Here is an 18,876-nt window from a genome sequence, read left to right as displayed (position 1 = left end):
GAATGATTACTTAAGTGCGATGGAAAATTTTTGTGTTTTGGGTGGCAGGCATTCCTGGTTGTTACAGGTCATAAATTCTAAATTCCCCTTCAATGCTGTTTTAGCCGGACCTTTGAGTTTCACAACCTGCACAAAGTCCACTTTATTGGAAAATTGCTTAACATCCACGCCAAATAATTCCTCATGCTTTTGCTCCAGCTTGCCTACTTCTTTTACACCGCCATCAAGCGAGAGTAAAGGGTTTTTGGTAAAGGCAATAGTGGTGGCAGAAGGTCCACCTTCTGGTGTTGTCTGGGAATAGAGGTGCCAACCATTATCAATGGTAGCCGTAAGATGCACCTCATAGGTCGTAGTATTGAGCTTCTTGGCAGTAAAAGCCCACTGAACCGGGTCTTTTACCTGTCCAAAAGAAAAATGAGTAACAAGGGTGAAAACAAAAACTGCAAATAGATTTTTCATAATTATTTTATTAAACGATCATTTTTTTAAAAACTGAACCAAGTCCCACTGCACACTTACAGGCCGGCTTCAGGCTGCATGAATATAACCTGCGTATTGCACTTGCCTGTACTCTTTCGGTGACTTACCTGTTACCTGTTTAAAGAGCTTGGAAAAAAAGTAGGGATCATCATAACCAGCCCTTAAGGCAATATCTTTTATTTTTAATTTGTCTTGAACAAGCATCTGGCAAGCGTAACGCATTTTCATTTTGATGAAATAATCTATCGGTGTCATGCCGGTTTTCTTCTTAAAGAGTGCAGTGTAATGCGAAGTCGAATATTGAATATAGCTTGCAATTTCCCCAACTTGCAACCTTTTACCAATATTGGATTCCATGTACAGGATTGATCTTTCTAAAGGATCTTCCTTTTTTTCCGATTTGAATTTTTTATTGGGAAAAAAGAAGAAACAAAGAAAACGGTATAAACACAGGTTCGCATACCTGATACTTATGCCCGAATACCCACTGGCCAGGCTATCATACATCTGTTGCCATATTTCAAGGATCTGTTCATCATATTGTAAATCAGTTGGAGTAAAGAATTGGTCAACATTAAATTCCTGCTTAAGTTGCTCCAATTGATTACTGCTGAAATGAACCCAGTAAATACTCCAGGGATCCTGTAGATCTGACTGGTAACGATGAAACTCATTGGGTGGAATAATGATGAACTGGTTAGACAATAGTGCAAACCTCCCATTTTTGCTTTCAATATACCCTTTCCCAGAAAGGGAATAAAGCAGGATATAATCATTACACCCAAGCATCCTTTCCCTGAAATGATATTGAGCATTCGGGAAATACCCAATATGCGTTATGAATAGAGAATGAAGAAAAACTTGTTTTCCAATCAGCCTGTTCAGTACTGAATCAGGGATATTGATTTGTTTTTCTCCGGAAAAACCGTCTTTTCGTTTCAAGTTTTTAATTGATGTACTATTCATAGGGATGAATATTGATTTTAAATGTGCGGCTATTTTTTACAGTTCCAATCATCTCACTGCCTGAATACACTATGTTCCTTGTATTTGTAAAAAATTACTTACTGTCAATCTATATCCACTCTAATAATTCTATTTTATAATTAATATGATCCTTTCAAAGCATCTTCTATGTATTTTTTCAAATTGGCTTTATCCTCGGGAAGTGGACAACGCACTTCTATCCATTTTCCCTTTTTATCGATTAATAAAAACCTTGGTATTGCTCTTATCTCGTATTTCATGGCAAAAGCCTTGCCCGCATCATCCAATAAATGCAGGCCGTGTAAATTCTCTTTTTGTATGAAATTGAGCCACTTCTGTTTGTCTTTTTCTCTGTCAAGTGAAATAGCCACAAATACGATATCCTTGTTGTCCTTGTATTCCTCTTCTATTTCCTTAAGGAAAGGGATCTGAGCCTTGCAAGGTCCGCACCATGTGGCCCATACATCGATAAACACAACCTTACCCTTAAAATCTTTCATGGACACCATTTTACCATTGGTATCAGGCAAACTGAAATTATAGGAAGACTTGCCGATATAAGCCGTATCACCAATGAATTGAGATAATACGGATTGATATGTTTGCTTGGCCGGACCAGCATTTGCATATTTTTTGTAAGGTTCAAAAGTTGCTTTAAACTCGCTCAGGTTATTGATCGTAATTGTTTCCAGCATATCTTTTAAAACATACCTCTTTAAGGTGTCATTGGCAGCCAGGCTCATCATCAGTTTTAACTTTTCAACCCTACTGATATCCTTTATGGCTCCGGGTTGGGTAATTGCCAGATGCAACATCCCATACAAGCGTATATAATCTTTCGCTTCCGGAATTTGGGTCATCTTCGCGTTTCTGAACTTATTATTTTGGATGAATTGCTTATAATAAGAAGGTACATTCAGAAAATTTTTACCGCCATCTACAAAATCCCGCCAGTTTCTTTTAGATGTATAGATATATAGGTAACGGATTGGCGCATACTCGATGTCAATATCCATCGCCTGTTGAAACAATTCATTGAACCTTTGATTTGGGCTCTTTGCAGATAATTTAAACCTGGCAATTTCCGGTTGCAACTTTTGGTATGTTTCAATGTATTGATCTAAGTTTACTGTGTCGGCTAAGCCCGAAAAAGGAAAGTAGTAACCATAAGAAGTAATAGGCGTAATCAATTGCTGCCATTTTGAAAGTAATTGACTTTCTGGAGAACCTTTGATTAAAGTATAAGCTCCTTTTTTGGAATCAGCATCCAATTGAAGATCTTCACCCGGCTTCAGGTAAAGACGTTGCTGCCAACGCAAAGTTGAAATGGTATACAAGCCCTCTTGTCCTACAGGAAATGCTAAATAAAAGCGGTTTTGCCCTTTCGCTATTGAATAGGAGGCAACCTTTACCTGGTCGCCATCAACAACTTTATTGATAGACATTTCACCTCCTCCAAACATATTGGTAAGTGTTCCGCTTACAGTTGTATAACCGGCATTACTTCCAGTTGGCTTCACAGTGAAACCTCGGCTTCCATCCCAAAAAGCCGGGTTGATGTTAACGGCAATATTTTGCCCCGCTTTCATTTGCAGGGAATAACTAGCACTTTTATCTATTTCCAGTCTGCGGTGGCCTTGTTTCATCAATGCAACATCCAGCTTGTACTGAGCTGTTTCATCAACGGGCACCCAAAAACAAAACTTTCTATTAGCAGGATCAGTGGAATAAGAAGCAACCCTTTCGGCTTTTCCTTCTTTTAACTTCCAAAAAGTAATTTGTGTAAAAACCTTTCCTTCAATCGAACCATACAGCATACCCAAACCAGCCTCAGCCTTTGCTGCCATCACAACAAAGAGGAAAAGTATATGAAGCAACAAATATTTTGAGCTTAATTTCATACAAGCTTATTTTAACCCAAGCGTTTGATCAATCAATTTTTTAAATGCAGGATCAGAAGGTCGGGGAGCGTCAACAGTTACAATTTTACCTTCTTTGTCAAAGATCAGAAAACGGGGAATACCTTCAATCATATAATACTTTTGAATGGACTCAGTATGGTTTGACAAAAGTTCAATGCTGGTAAAGCCGCGTTTTTTAACAAAGGCTTTCCAAACTTCTTTTTTACTTAAACCGTCAGTTGATACGCCCACAAAAACAATATCATTCCTGTCATGATAGCTTTCTGCAATTTTTTCCATCACAGGTTTTTCGGCTAAGCAAGGCGCACACCACATGGCCCACATGTCTATTACCACCACTTTACCTTTAAAGCCGGCCAAAGTGTAAGTTTTATCATTAATGTCTTTCAGCTCAAAATTGTAACCCAAGTTACCTTTTGCAAACGGCCCCAAGTCATTATAAGCCTTACTATATGCGGCTTTCTGTTTTTCAGTTACAAAAAGATTTTTGTTAGGCTGAACATACTTTACAAAATCCTCGTATTTTTTTATACCGGGCATTTTATGCAATAAGAAAGCAACTTTAACCGTGCTATTGCTGATTTTTGAGGCATTCTCCGGAGAAAAATAGTTAGCAACTACCTTCTCTTGACTACTCCCTTCATTTACTTTCCAGTAACCAAAAGTATAATCAAGTAGTTCCATACCATGCTCTGAACGTAGCGATCGGGCATCATTAATAATTTTTTGATTGTAAAGCGGTTTGTAGAATGATTGAACAGCTGCGCTGCTATCATACCTAGTATTTACCCTACCAAACCGGAAATAGCTTGCTGCTCTTACATATTGTAAATCAGTATAAACTTTATCAGCCAACCATGCATTAAAAAAAGTGTTAGCAGTTTTATTTGAAGCTAAAAATGAAGCTGTAATTTTTTGAAACTGCCCATATTTTTTAACCAGAGAATTGCCTAACGGAATTTGCATTGTCTCTTTTTTGTACTTATTCATTGCCTCTAACCAAGCTTGTAAACATTTAGTTTCAACGTTCGGCTTAGTTATGACACAGCTATCATAATCAATAGATAGATTACCTAAATAAAAATCAACTTTCTTTTGCTCTCCAGCCTTAATATAAATGGTGTACTTAAAATCCAGACCATGTCCACCCGCTTTTTTGAAAAAGTAAACGCCTTCTTTTACATCCAAGTCAAATGAACAATTACCTTGTGCATCAGGACGTTGAAAACCTAAACTTACCGCCTCACCATTTTTTAATTCGTATAAGAATAAACCGCTGGGAAGCTCATTTAAACCACCTTCCTTTTTAAGACCATGAATCGTACAGTTTATGGTTGTTTTAATTGAATCCGCACTAGCTCCAGCTATACTCAACTTGAACAACAGCAGGAACGCCAACAATTTCTTCATAATATTTCTTTTCCTGGATTTGATTAATGCCCGGCCGTTAGACCGGGCATTAATCAAGGTTTATTGGAGGATTATTTTAAAGCTTTTTTAATCCGCTCAGCTACAAACAACAAATGCTCTTTTGAGTCTTTATCTTTTATAGTTGGAACAGCAGTTAAAATCTCTTTACGTAAAGCCTCCAAATGCATACGCAATATGGGACCAACGTCAGTACCCACAGTTACCGGTGTCTCTTCCGCTGCATTCGCAAAGCTTAAAAATCCAATGACATTGTTTCCTTTTTCAGATTCTTCCAATGCTCTAAAAAGCCCCTGGATATAAAACTTCTGTACGTCACGACGGAAAATTTCGATCGGTTTATTGGTTTTTAATTCGCTGAAAATGCCCGATTTTAAATCCGATAAATACTCAACCATTGAATAGGTCTTTCCTTTACCGAAACGCTGTTCCGCCATGTTTAAGGTATTGAACACCCTATCACTTGTCAACTGCATAATCGTACTTTCTTGAACCGTACTAACAGCGCCGGTACGGGCAGGGCTGCCAATTTTATTGAGCAACTTTTCATCCAGTAACCAATGTGGGGTTTCAAAAACCTGTTTGTTTAGAAAAGCCACCGCTTCCTTTTGTGTTTCCCTTGGAGCAGGAGCATAACAATCACCGGCTTGGTCAGGAGTTTTAATGGTTTCGTAAGTGCTGGCTACGTTTCCAACAACGTGTTGAATGTAGCGTCTGTATTGAGTTACAGTCTGAAGGTACATTTGGGTTAGATTTTTATTTAAATCATTTTCCTCCTTAGTCCATTCAGGAAGGTGAGCCATTACGTATTTCAAATTTTTAATACCGTATTCACTGGCCTTCATGCTGTTATCACCCATGTCTTCAGTTTGACAACGTCCATCATGATTCATTCCTTCACCACCAAACCATAATCTCGGATTGGCTGCTAAACTGTCAACAATCCACTTTGATACAATTTTTTTATCCTCTTCGTCATCTTTGGCGTCAATGTAGGTGTAACCCCATTTAATGGCCCATTTATCATAATCATTGATACGTGGCATAATACCGGCAGGGCCGATCTTATCCTCTGGCTGAGCAACATAGTTGAAACGGGCATAGTCCATAATTGAGTTACAGTGACCATGTTTTTCAACCCATTCTTTGTCTCTTAATTTCTCAACAGGTGTTAAACTGCTGCTACCCATATTGTGGCGCAAACCCAAAGTATGGCCTACTTCGTGCGAGGATACAAAACGGATCAACTCACCCATTAACTCATCGCTAAATTTCATAGTACGAGCTCTTGGATCATTTGGACCTGCCTGGATCATGTACCAATCATGCACCAGGGTCATTACGTTGTGGTACCAACCAATGTAACCTTCTAAAATCTCTCCACTTCTTGGGTCGTGGATATTCGGACCATATGCATTCGGAACATCTGAAGGCAAATAGCGCAACACTTTATAACGTTTATCTTCCAGGCTCATGGTGGTATCATTTTCAGGCCATTCTTTTCCAATAATGGCATTTTTGAAACCAGCAGCTTCAAATGCTACATTCCAGTCGTTAATACCTGCAATCAGGTACGGACGCCATTGTTTAGGAGTAGCTGGATCGATGTAATACACAATTTGTTGTTTTGGCTCAACCAATTCACCTCTTTTGTATTTTTCCATATCCTCAGCTTTAGGCTCCAGACGATAACGAACAATAAAAGTTTTACTTTCAATTGCTTGTTGATCATCAGATATTGGAATATAGCCAGCATTATCAGCAAAGTAGCCAACGCGCATATCGAAATGGCGTCCCATCATTGGCTTTTCCGGCATTAGTAAAATAGAAGTTGATACCTCAAGCGTTACTGCTCCTGCGATTCTAGCCGCTTCCATTGCAGGAATTTCACGGCCACTCCGGTCTTTTGACGGTGCACCAGAAGCTCCATAGGTACGTACCATTCTTAATTCAACATTAATGGGATACGCAGCTACACTTTTCACCCAGCTTCTATCTGCAGCAAGTGAACTAAGTCCCAACTTGCTTTTAACCTCTGCGCCTATCATTGTGAAAGAATTTTCATTTTTCAGAAAATCTGTCGCATCAATGATTGAGCTTTTACCGCTTTCACCTCTTGCCTTGATATCATAAAGCGTAGCGATAGGGTTAACATTTGAATTTTCAACGGCTTTTGAAATGGCATTGCTTGAGTCGGCCTTGGTAAAGACATCTACCACGCGCAACATCAGCTTATTATTCAATCCTTTTTCAAAACAGATCACTTTTTGGTCCATTTTCTCACCACCAAACTTTGGACTACCACCAGGCACTTGTACCAACCAGTTGGTTACCAATAACTCTCTTTTTAAGATCGAATCAGGGATTTCGAAATAATACTTGTCACCAGTCTTATGAATACTGATTAACCCTATTTTGCTCTCTGTATTCTTTGTGATGATGGTACTTAACGGCGAAGTGGCTTTTTTTACCGTATCGGCTTTAACCACAGGTTGCTGAACCTTTTTGCGTTGAGCCATCAGCAGACTACTGCACAGACCCAACATCACTATAAACATTATTTTTAGCTTCATTACCTAGCTTTTTATCGTTCTAAAAAATCTAATTCTTTGGGTTTAAATAATTATCGATTTTTTGCGACATATATTTAAGGTGTGCAACCATTATCGGATCTGTGTACGCTGGAATAGCTGCTTTACATTGAGCCAAAATTTTATTTAAGTGAGAGCGCATCACTACAGGAACATCAGTAGTAGTTAAATCATCAGTTTTCCCATCAGGAAGTTTATCACCCGCTTGTGCAATTTGAAGCATGTAGCCTACAGCCTGTTTTTGTATAAAGCGTTTATAACTATCAACAGATTGGCGGGTTTGCAATTCAGCAAAAAGACCCTTATTCAAGTCAGTCATGAATTCATCAACTGTATACGTTTTCTCTTTACCAAAACGCATCTCAGCAGTATGCATCCTTAACAGACGTTTCTCATTAATTACGTACATAAGGGTATTATCCTGGAATCTTTGATAGTGCTCTTTTTTGGCAGGCTTTGCCCACTTATTCAATACATTCGGATCAAATAACCAGGTAGGCGTATTAAACACTTCTTTATTTAAAAATGCTACCGCCGCTCTTTGAGTCGCTTTAGGAACCGGTGCATAAACTTCGCCTTCTTGTCCTATATTAGCAACGTTTTCACGAACTCCACCTATTTGTGAATAAGCTTGACGAATAAGAAAAGAAAACTGATCACATATAGTATAATACAGGTCTGATGTAGTATAATAAGTGCCATTTTCGGTCTTGGTCCATTTAAGCAGGTTGGCCATTGCTATTTTTAAATTTTTAACGCCATACTCACTTGCTTTAACACCATCATTACTCAAATCTTCCCATTGCGCTGATGGATTAATAGGATCACTTGGATTTCCGCCCTGATCTCCCATATAGATTAATTTTGAACCTGATTTTACATTATCAGTGATCCACTTCAAACGAATTTTTTTATCGGTTTCAAAATCTTTAGCACCAGTATAGGCATAAGCCCATTTGATCGCCCATTTATCGTACTCACCTATTTGAGGAATCAACCCCTTACGCGAAACCAGATCAGCAGGTTGAGCTACGTAGTTGTAATGGTTGTAGTCCATTATAGAGTGGTTAAACGGATGATTTGCCAGCCAATTTTTATCTCTTAATTTTTCAACCGGAATAGTTGAGCTGCTACCCAAATTTTCCTTTAAACCAAGCGTAAAACCTACTGTGCGGCTAATATCGGCACGTATTAATGCACCCATTAACTCATCATTGAATTTCATGGTTCTTCCTTCTGTATCTACTGCACCAGCTTGTACCATGTACCAATCATGCAAGGTTTTAATTTGACTATGTGACCAACCTATATATGATTGCAAAATTTCACCGGTACGTGGATCATTCAATTTAGGTCCGTAAGAAAAAGGAGTTAAAGCAGGAAAATAACGCACTACTCTGCAACGTGCATCTTCCAAACTCATCGTAGAATCATTCTCAGGCCATTCTTTACCAATGATGGCATTTTTAAAGCCAGCTGCTTTAAATGCTTCATTCCAATCATTAATCCCAGCAATGATATATTTACGCCATTGCTTAGGAGTCGCAGGATCAACATAGTATACCAAAGGCTCCTTAGGCTCCACAAGCTCTCCAGCTTTGTAACGCTCCAAATCTTCAGGCTTAACTTCCAGTCTGTTGCGTACAATGAAACGTTTTTCTTCTACACGTTGCTGTGCATCAGAGAACACTTGATAACTATCAGAGAAGAAACCTACCCGAGGATCATATACCTGAGCCTCCATTGGAGTCTTAGGCAACACCGATACTGAGTTACTAATTTCAAATGTAACCCCAACACTAGATGTAGCAGGAGCTGATTCACCCTCTTTTGGAGCACCACCACCCATGCTATAAGTTTTCATTGATTTAATCTCAATGTTTTGAGGATAGGCATCCATTGACAAGATAAATGATCTGTCAGCAGCAGGCGATCCTGTTCTCATTATTTTTTTAGCTTCAGCACCGAAACCCGAAATCAGGTTTTCTTTAAGGTAGAAGTCAGTAACATCAATAACAGATGATTTATTATCAGTCCCACGTGCTTTTACATCGAGTACCATAATAATAGGATCAACCGTTGCATTTTTTACAGCACGATAAAGTGCATCTGATGTATCACATACTGCTACACTGGTTACCGCACGCACAAATAATTTATCATTTGGAGCTTTTTCGAATGATACGATCATTCCGTTCATTAGCTCACCACCAAACAGTGGGCTGCCCGTTGCAACTTTAGACAATCGAGTGGTAAATAAAAACTCTCTGTTCAGTAATGAATCCGGGATTTCAAAGTAATATTTATCATCTACCTTGTGAATGGTAAACAAACCTTGGCTACTTACAGCTTTTGCCGTCACAACTTCACCATAGGATTTCAATTTTGACACTTCAGGCTTCTTAATTGAAGCTGTATCCTGCGCCATAACAGAAACCGTTAGCATGCCTGCAAACAAGGAGAAAAAACTTCTTTTTGACAACATATTATTTTTCTTTTTCAATAAAATCTTCGGGTTAAAAAAATGCCTTTAAAACTACACTAAACCCCGGCGGTTCCTATGTGAAAATGTACCAATTGGCAAAAGCAAATGACGAAATTGTTAAGTATAGACGATCAAATTGTTAAGCAGCCAAAACCCGCGCCCAGACTGGCTTTTATAAAAATTTTATATAAAAAAGTCCGCTTCATTGTCAGAAGCGGACTCGCAATCAGAAATAGATAATAAAGAAAATTGAATTTTAAGAACCTAAACCTTTTTTGAAGGCGATATCGAGGATCTTATCAAAACCGGTATAAACCTGGGGAGTCGCTGTATTGTCAAACTCTCCCGTATTTGTCATTTTAAAGAAATATACGTTATGCCCATTACCATTGACGGTTTCATCGGTAGCCACCACTAAAACCTTGCCTTCAGTATTAGGCACATTAGTAGCATTGAAACCTGATTTGAAAACTTTCATTGCTTTAATAATAGTTCCAGCCGGGAAGCTATATCCCGAATGTGCGGTAGTAGTAGCAGGCATGGTACCCGTATAACTTGGATTACATACATAGATCTGGTTGGCGTTTCCTCCTGGCACATAGTAAAGCACGTTGCTGACTGCTGATGTTGAGAATGCTGGCACAGCAAAAAGCGAAGCACTATTAATACCGGGCACGTGCGTTGCGGCATCTTTCAAATAATATCGACCTGTTGAATTATCATTTTTAATGCCAGTTGAATTGGAAGTGAATTGGTATAAAAAAGTTGAATCTTTCGCCGAATTACGGAATATACAATAATAGATTGGATTTACTACCGCGCCTTCTGTCATTTGCGCATTTTCACTGTAAATCAGATCACGACCAATATTGTTCAGATCATAACCCTTGCCAGTTAACGGATGCAAATTTGCCGCTGCCCCACTATAAGCTGCCCAGTGCTGGTTAGGGTTGTCTGGTAGACTGGGAACAAGTGTATTATTGCTCATATTGATATGCAAAAAGCACTTATTCACCTTATCATAAAACGTACAATAACCACCGTTAGCGTTAAACATAAAATACGGACTTAATGATGGCCATGAGCCTAACAGGGGCGCACCAAATTTAATAGGGGGTGTTTTAATGGTACTGAGATTTACAGCCTGAACATAGAGTAGTCCATTGTTAATTAACACTTCATACTGACCGGCAATTGTGCCCACAGCATTGGACTGTATATTTATGGGAGAAGGTGGAACAAAAAACCACCCTTCGTGATTGCTGGAATCCCAATAATCAACGGAACGAACCTGGATGCCTTCATTTGGAGAATAGAAAGCAACTTTTTGGATCCGGAGCTGATTGCCATAGTTCATTACGGCAATCTTATTTATACCTTCTGGAAGCTTATGAGCATTCGCAAGTGAATACAAATTGGAATAAACAGTTCCTCTTGCTACACCATCACGGGTTGTAATGATCGAGAAATCACAACCACCTTGCGCAGTCTGATCCTGCAAAACCAACCAACCTTCACCGCCCCAGGGTGGGGTATCCACATTGAGATTATAAAACTTATAAAATGACACACCCGTTTTATTATCTGTTACTTTTACCACCAATCGATACAAATTAGGAGACAGGAGTATTTTTGCACGCAATTGTTTTTCTGTCCCGATAACATACTGTACAGGATTACTAAAGCTGGCTGCTGTTTGTGTAATGAACCATTGGTAAGACAGATCATCGCTGACCTGGGCAGTTTGCGTCAACAGGATGTCGATCTTAAGGCTGTCATTCTGCCTGATCACCACCGAATCATTATTGATAACAACCAACGGATCTACCTTCGCCATATCCGTTGTTATGGTGATGGCATTGGCTTCTATATAATCATAATTGCCCTTATCCTTAATACAGGCACTCAAGCCAAGCAAGATCAATAAATAAAGGCTTACGGGTATTAAAAACTTTTTCATATTCTTTTGTTCGGGAATTAATTTTTTGGCCAACATGGTTATTTTAATAATTCGCTTTCCCTACCTGGATGTAAGGATTATTCGGCACATCCGGATCACGCAATGTGGCACCTACACCATTGTTGTAGTTACCGGGATAATTGGTGCGGATATAATTTTTCACGATCTGCAGATACTGCGTGTAGGCTGCAGGAATCGTTCCAAAACGGCTGATCGGAAACTCGGTTATGGTCGTATCAGCCGATGGACTGTATAATGCATCAAGGATCAATTTATACTTTGTTTTGGTCCAGGTGCCAAAGTTGTCACTATAACCAGCCCAGAGAATTCCGGATGGATCTCCCCAGCTAGGGGGCTTCTGCAGGTAACCCACTTTTACCTTAATGGTTGACTTGGCTTTAATCCCTACTTCAAAATGGGAGTTCTCTTTTAATTCAAGTTTCAATACTGCCGCTTCATTGTCCAGATCACTGGTTCTATACACAACTACAGGTATCAAGGCAGTTGTACTGTTAGCAGGAATCTTATAAGGAGGTAGTAGTTTGTAATGCTTGTTCTCCACTGCTTTGGCATCACTTCCAGCAAGGGGCGTTACAATGATCTCACGTTCTTGATCTGATGGCTTTCCCAAAACATTTACTGGAACCTTCACCGTATCCACAACCCTGTTTGGATATTTGGCAAATGTGTAATAGATGCTATCGCTAGCCGCATTAAAATAAATACCATCTGGTGAGTTGAATTGTAATGGTGCGTCAGGTTTGCAGGCCCAAAAGGTTGTAAGTACAGCAACAACCAAAACAAAGCCAGTCCATTTTTTCATATCAAATATTTTAAACATCGTAATAATGGTAAATCGATCAATGATTATATTCTAACTCTTTATCAGGTAACGGGAAAACATATACGTTGGCAGGTATAGCTACCGTTGAGGATGTAACCTTACTTAAGTCTTTATTCAACCGCTTGTAATAAAAAAAGGTTTGTCCTTCCTGGAGGAATTCTTTCTGATACTCTTTCATGATTTCTGTTGAAACACTATCGGTTGTACTGATCCCATTTGCATTCAGTGCATTCAGGCCACGTCCCTGGCGAACCTTGTTCAGCATAGTAACGCCGGTATTGATATCACCTTTGGAATTGGCAGCTTCTGCAGCTATGTAATACATTTCCGAAACCCTTACTACTGGCACATTATTTTGAAGATGATAAGTCAGGTTATCATCCTGGGTATATTTAGTGAACGTCTGGTTTACATTGAACCAGGAAGTATAACGGTAATCATTTACACTCCCGCTTCCGGTTGTGAACAATGCATTTTTAGTAGTTTTTCTGAACATAAGGGGCTGTCCAGAACTCTGTACCGGAAACACTGCGTTATAATTTTTTACATTAGCTGAATAAACAGAAAAGAGTACCTCTTGCGAAAACAGGCGGTCTGCAGGATTGGCCGCGGCAACGTTTGAACTGATCAAAGGAAATTTATTGCTTCCTATAACAGCCGAAGCATAATAATTGGCGCTATCCATATTGCCTTTATACAAATGTGCCCTTGCCAATAAGGCTTCTACTGTCCAGTAATTAATATGGTTTTGAGTATAAGCTGCAAACAGGTCATGTGCGCCCTGTAAAATTGCGGATGTATCTGTTTGGGCCAAAAGGCTTTTCGCCTCATTCAGATCATGGATACAGGAGTCCAGGGCCTCGTTCAAAGTAGATAGGCGCGTTGAACGTATATCATACCTCCGCACATATGGAATTGCTTTTAAATTGGCACCTGTCGCAGGCAATGGCCCAAACATGCGCAGCAGATCTAAATGCAGCAGTGCCCTGCCTCCAATAGCTTCGCCTTTTACACGATAATAATTATCCCCGCTAAACACCTGCTTTTTCCCATCGATCTGGCTTAAAAGGTTATTGATGTTAGCAATTGTATTATACATGCCGCCCCAAATGCCTGCGATCTCAGCCTTTACTGTTGCATCAGCATAGATATACCGTACAACAGTATTGTAAAATGTTGCATTACCTATGTTAGCAGAAGATGCTGTACTGTCATAATTATAGGCCAATGCGGAAAGCATGCCCATCGACAGATTTTGGGTATACATCCCAAACGACCCACCTCCGCTCTTAGGCTTATCCAAAGCCAGGTAAACACCAATCATGGCATCTTTAAACCCTTGTTCATCATTGAACAGAATGGATTGAGGTACACGGTCTTTCGGGGGAATATCCAGGAATTTTTTACATCCTGTAAGTCCAGGCATCAGCAAAAGAACTCCTATCGTCACCACTAAAAGATGACGGCTAATAGCTTTGTTTTGAAATGAGGTTGTATTAAAATTCCTTTTGATCATATTCAGACATTAAAAAGTAGATGATAAACCAAAATTGAATCGGCGGGTAAAGGGATAAGCTGTTCCCCTTTCAGCCTCAATAGTTCCCAAACGGAATACCTGGTTCTGTGTAATAAATATTTTAGGAGTCGACAACTTCAATAGTCTTACCCATTTTAAATTGGCTGGGAAGTTGTATCCTACTGTAACACTAGATGCGTCAATGAAGTTATCACGCTGCACAAAACGGGATGTGGCCTGTGTCATTAATAGTGTATTTCCTCCGCCATCAGTAACCAACGCCTTATAAGATGATACATCACCAGGCTTTTTCCACCTGTCCGTTAAAACCCTGCTATCTGCATTGGTTAAATTCAGATTTACATTCTCAATTTTATCGGCCAGGGTTTGATTATACTTGTAACCTCCCAATTGGTAAGCAAGGTTAAAATTGAAAGTGAATGATTTTAAAGTCAAATTAGACCCGATCATTCCTTTAAACTTGCTGTCTCCAACAGCTACCGGGAATTTGTCATTCGGATCCCAATTGAAAGTCTTGCTGCCATCCAGTTTCAGGAAAACTTCCTTACCAGTAGCCGGGTCTATACCTAGCGAACGTACAGCCCAGATGGTATTCATGGCCTGTCCAACAACAAAGCGCGGTAATGGTTTCTGTTGTTTCTTCTTACCTTCTTCAGAATTATCTATTTTGTCATTTTCCTTGTTATAGGCTTCTATTGCAGGTGAAAGCTTTGTAATAACATTTTCATAGCTTCCGGTATTAAAGGACAATGACCAGAAAATGTTTTTTGCCCGGTTGCGAATGATGGGTAAACCTAGAGATACTTCGTATCCCCTGTTTTCAACAGCCCCTAAATTATCCTGGTAAGAATCAAAACCTGTTGATGGCGCTACGTCAAGTGGTAAGATCAGGCTGTTTGTTTTTTCCAGGTAAAAATCAGCCCCGACCATTACATGTTCATTCAACAAAGACATCTGTACACTCAGATTGTTCTTAAGCGTCTGTTGCCATTTTAAATTGGGGTTGGCATAGGTGTTTATGGTACTTCCCAACTGTAAGCGGTAGTTGTTTTGTGTATTATAATTGTAAAATGGTTGTGCCATGGAAGCTGCAAAATTCTGGTTACCCGTAACCCCTGTATTTGCCTTAAGTCTCAACTGTTGAATAATAAAATTCCTTTTAAAGAACTTTTCTTTATCAACATTCCAGGCAATACCGCCTGCCCAGAAAGGTGCAAATCGGTTATTGGATCCAAATTGGGATGAGCCGCTGGAATTCAAAGTTGCCTCAGCTGTATAACGGTCATTGTAATTGTAACTCACACTCAGAAACTGGGAAACACTACGGGTATTATTGACCAGGCTTGTTGGCTTATAATTTAAGCCATAACCATTGGCCAATCCCAAATCACCCAGGAAGTCGTTAGGAATGCCCGTTGTCTTTACAGTAGTGGATGTACTATTGGTCTGCTGGGCGGAAAAACCCAGGGCAGAATAAATAGTATGACGGCCAAAACGCTTATTATAATCCAGGCTGATTCGGCCATCCACGGAAGTGTTTTTACCTTTCATTTGAGAATAAGAACCCAGGTCTACAAAACGGCTGGTAACACTTTTTACAAAAACAGTATGATCCGCTGGTAAAAATTGTTCGCCTTCTGGCAAATTATTGGAAAGTCGGACATTGGCTTTCAATCTTAAATCCCTGGTCACATTCCAATCAAAATTGGTAGCATTGGAATAAGACAAATAATTCGAATAATCAACTACATTTAAAGTGGAATTATACATGGCATTCGTAATAATTCCGCCTGGCGCAGCCAAGGCAATACCTAGTTCTGCTGCAGAAGGCTCAAATATTTTATTCAGTTGCCCTTCCGAATTATACGGCCTGAAATATGGGTATTGTTTTGCATACTCAGAAAAACTGCCCCATGGAGAATTATCACCACGGCCTGAGCTTACTGAGGTAACATTTGAAAACCGGATATTTTTAAAAACATAAGTAAGATTATAATTCAGACCATAAGAAGTTCGGCCAGATCCTTTCATGACCCCATTGTTAGAACCATAATTTAATGACAGGCTATGACGTATGTTACCTGTGCCTCCTTCTAAGTTTAAGCTATGATTCAATGCATAACCTGTTCTAAGTGGCTGAGATAACCAATAAGTATTGACACCGCTTTGCACCTGCTGCAATCGATAGTCATACCATTGTTTAAGTGCCACATCATTATAGTGATTAGCGGGATCGCCATAAATTCCGGCAAGGCGCTGGGCTTCTAAGAATTGTTTTGCATCCATCAAATGATAAGATGATAGATCAGGTAATTCAACACTTGCATTAATGCCATAAGAAATCCTCATCTTCCCAGATAAGGGCTGTTTCGTTTCAACCACAATAACGCCATTGGCTGCTTTTGAACCATATGCCACAGTAGCAGCAGCGTCTTTCAACACCGTAATGCTGGCAATGCGGTTGATATCCATATCATTAATAGCCTGCAATGTGGTTTGAAATCCATCAAGAATGATCAATGGCTGGTTGGGATTCAGAAGGTAGCTCGACATCATATCGCCATTTGAAACAGGAGTAGCGCCCTCCAATGTCCCTTGTGAGGATACAGGCAGGTTATTCTGGCCCCTCAACTGTATGATGGGCAATTGATTGGGATCGTTACCCATGGCATTGTTTTCAACGATGCGTAACGCTGGCTCTACAACAGCTAAGGCTTGCAATACATTCGCAGGGTTTACGGACTTCAGTTGTTCGCCGCTGAAGCTTTTTGCGGCACCGGTAAAGTTCCCCGTAGGACGTCTATACAATCCAGTGTTGACCACAACATCGGCTAATGTATTGGAATTAGAACTCAACAATATTTCTATTGAACGTTGCCCATCCTTCAGCTTAACCTCTTTAGCCGTGTGACCTACGAAAGAAACTCTTAAGGTGGCATTGGAGGGAACGTTCTTCAAAACAAAAGAACCATCTTTACCAGTACTGGTAGCCAACTTGGTATTCCGAACCACCACAGTAGCCCCAGTCAGTATTTCACCCCTTTCGCTTTTAACTACACCATTAAGTACCTCAATGGTTCGCTCCTGTGCCCCGGCTTGAACAAACACAAGCACTAATGGGAGCAACAACAGGTAACACCTGGTCAGAGCGGAGAAAAAAAGAGGCTTACTTTTTAATTTTTTATTGCAGAGAAACATACGGATCATTTATGCTATACAATGTGTTTATTAATTTCTTTTAACCTGGCAGCTTTGCTTACTCAGGCTTTTCAAAGACATAGGTTGCTCCAGCCACTAATGGCACTCTCGTATAGGGCAGGGAAGCGAACGGTTGGTTTTTACGCTTGTAGAAGAAGAACATTTGCCCTTCACCTAAAAACTCTTTTTGATATTCTTTCCTGATCTCCGTATTAAGACTATCAGTGCTCAAGTTTGCCGTCAAATCTTTTTTCACATTGCGGTGCCACCTTACTGAATCTAACAGGTCAGTAGCATAAACAATGTCATTATTGTCTGCAGCACACTCAGCCGCTATATAATACATCTCCGTCACCCTGATCAATGGAGTTGCCGTATTAGCATTATTGGGTGAAGTGGAATTGTTATAAAATTTACGGGGGGCAATTGTATTACCTATTGCAGTCCCAGTCTTAGGATCCACAAAGGATTTTCTCCAGTCAGAGGAAAGACCGCTTCCCGCTACAAACAAGGAAGTTTGATTGCCTGGCGAAAAGCCCAGGGATAAATCGGGATTGAAAACGGTTGGATATAAATTGGTGATATTATTCTGAGATGTATATAGAGAAAACAAATGCTCCTTACTAAACATTAGATCACTATTACCATCAGCTAAAGGGAACTTGCGACTATTGATCAATGCCCGTGCATATGATAATGCATGCTCCTTATCCCCTTTATATAAATAGATCCTGGCCAGCAAACCTCTTGTAGCCCAAATTGTAAAACGGTATGTTTTGAGATTAGATTCACTCAACAGGCTTTCTGATACTTTTAGATCAGCTATACATGAATCCAGCACCGCTCCTGTTGTTGCGGAAACAACTTTATAGGGACTAATTTTGGTCATGTAGGGAATGGCTGCAACCGTAAACCCTGCCGCAGCCGGAGAAGGAGCAAACAACCGCAACAATTCGAAGTGTAAAAACGCCCTCAGTCCTAAGGCTTCTCCTTTTATTGTATTGTAATTGGTGCCTGTAAACAATTGTTTATGGCTATCCATATTGGCAAGCAGGTTATTGATATTGCCAATAGATTTATAGGACTCTGCCCAAATATTTCTAGCGATAATTCTTACAGAATCATCTTGCAAATTGTACTGGGCTCCCTGGAAATACAACTTTCCGATTGCGCTTGTAATAGTAGTATCATAACTTCTTCCCAATACAGACAAGAGGCCATAGCTCATATCCCGTCCGTACATGTTCTGGCTTCCCATTTGCAGGTACACACCATTCAATACATCTTCAAACCCCTGTTCTTTCGAAAAAATAGCATCCTGGTCCACCTGTGAAGGTGTTTCTAGATCAAGCCATTTTTTACATGCAGTTAATGAAAGTAACAACAACGCTGTCACTGTATAAAAAAGCTTTGTAACCCTCATACTTTTATTCATTGATTTCAG

The 18,876-nt window shown here is 39.8% G+C and carries 11 protein-coding genes; all 11 read right to left on the bottom strand.

The genetic code is table 11. The features are described from left to right. Nucleotides 1–6: 6 nt before the first annotated feature. Entirely contained in the window at nt 7–459 is a 453-nt protein-coding gene (locus OCK74_RS06810; RefSeq protein WP_279296266.1) for a protein-disulfide reductase DsbD domain-containing protein, read from the bottom strand. A 69-nt stretch (nt 460–528) separates the two neighbouring features. Further along, complete coding sequence (locus tag OCK74_RS06805) at nt 529–1,446, bottom strand: AraC family transcriptional regulator (RefSeq protein WP_279296265.1); 918 nt, start codon at nt 1,444–1,446, stop codon at nt 529–531. A gap of 140 nt (nt 1,447–1,586) precedes the next feature. Next, on the bottom strand, nt 1,587–3,368 hold the full coding sequence (locus tag OCK74_RS06800) for a TlpA family protein disulfide reductase (RefSeq protein WP_279296264.1): 1,782 nt from the start codon (nt 3,366–3,368) through the stop codon (nt 1,587–1,589). Between the two features lie 6 nt (nt 3,369–3,374). Next, on the bottom strand, nt 3,375–4,799 hold the full coding sequence (locus OCK74_RS06795) for a TlpA family protein disulfide reductase (RefSeq protein WP_279296263.1): 1,425 nt from the start codon (nt 4,797–4,799) through the stop codon (nt 3,375–3,377). A gap of 71 nt (nt 4,800–4,870) precedes the next feature. After that, a complete protein-coding gene (locus OCK74_RS06790; RefSeq protein WP_279296262.1) occupies nt 4,871–7,390 on the bottom strand; it encodes a zinc-dependent metalloprotease in 2,520 nt (839 codons plus the stop codon). Between the two features lie 28 nt (nt 7,391–7,418). Beyond that, a complete protein-coding gene (locus tag OCK74_RS06785) occupies nt 7,419–9,911 on the bottom strand; it encodes a zinc-dependent metalloprotease (protein ID WP_279296261.1) in 2,493 nt (830 codons plus the stop codon). 238 nt (nt 9,912–10,149) lie between these two features. After that, entirely contained in the window at nt 10,150–11,853 is a 1,704-nt protein-coding gene (locus OCK74_RS06780; RefSeq protein ID WP_279296260.1) for a PKD-like family lipoprotein, read from the bottom strand. Nucleotides 11,854–11,896: 43 nt separating this feature from the next. Next, the gene (locus OCK74_RS06775; protein WP_279296259.1) at nt 11,897–12,676 is read right to left on the bottom strand and encodes a DUF4843 domain-containing protein; all 780 of its coding nucleotides are present in this window, start codon (nt 12,674–12,676) and stop codon (nt 11,897–11,899) included. 37 nt (nt 12,677–12,713) lie between these two features. Then, nucleotides 12,714–14,213, bottom strand: coding sequence for a RagB/SusD family nutrient uptake outer membrane protein (locus OCK74_RS06770; protein ID WP_279296258.1), 1,500 nt, complete (start codon nt 14,211–14,213; stop codon nt 12,714–12,716). Between the two features lie 9 nt (nt 14,214–14,222). Continuing rightward, nucleotides 14,223–17,432, bottom strand: coding sequence for a SusC/RagA family TonB-linked outer membrane protein (locus OCK74_RS06765; RefSeq protein WP_279296257.1), 3,210 nt, complete (start codon nt 17,430–17,432; stop codon nt 14,223–14,225). 58 nt (nt 17,433–17,490) lie between these two features. Continuing rightward, nucleotides 17,491–18,867, bottom strand: coding sequence for a RagB/SusD family nutrient uptake outer membrane protein (locus tag OCK74_RS06760; RefSeq protein WP_279296256.1), 1,377 nt, complete (start codon nt 18,865–18,867; stop codon nt 17,491–17,493). Nucleotides 18,868–18,876: the final 9 nt, after the last annotated feature.

The sequence above is a fragment of the Paraflavisolibacter caeni genome, assembly GCF_025628885.1.
Lineage (GTDB): Bacteria > Bacteroidota > Bacteroidia > Chitinophagales > Chitinophagaceae > Flavisolibacter > Flavisolibacter caeni.
This window is presented reverse-complemented; position numbering and strand designations above follow the sequence as displayed.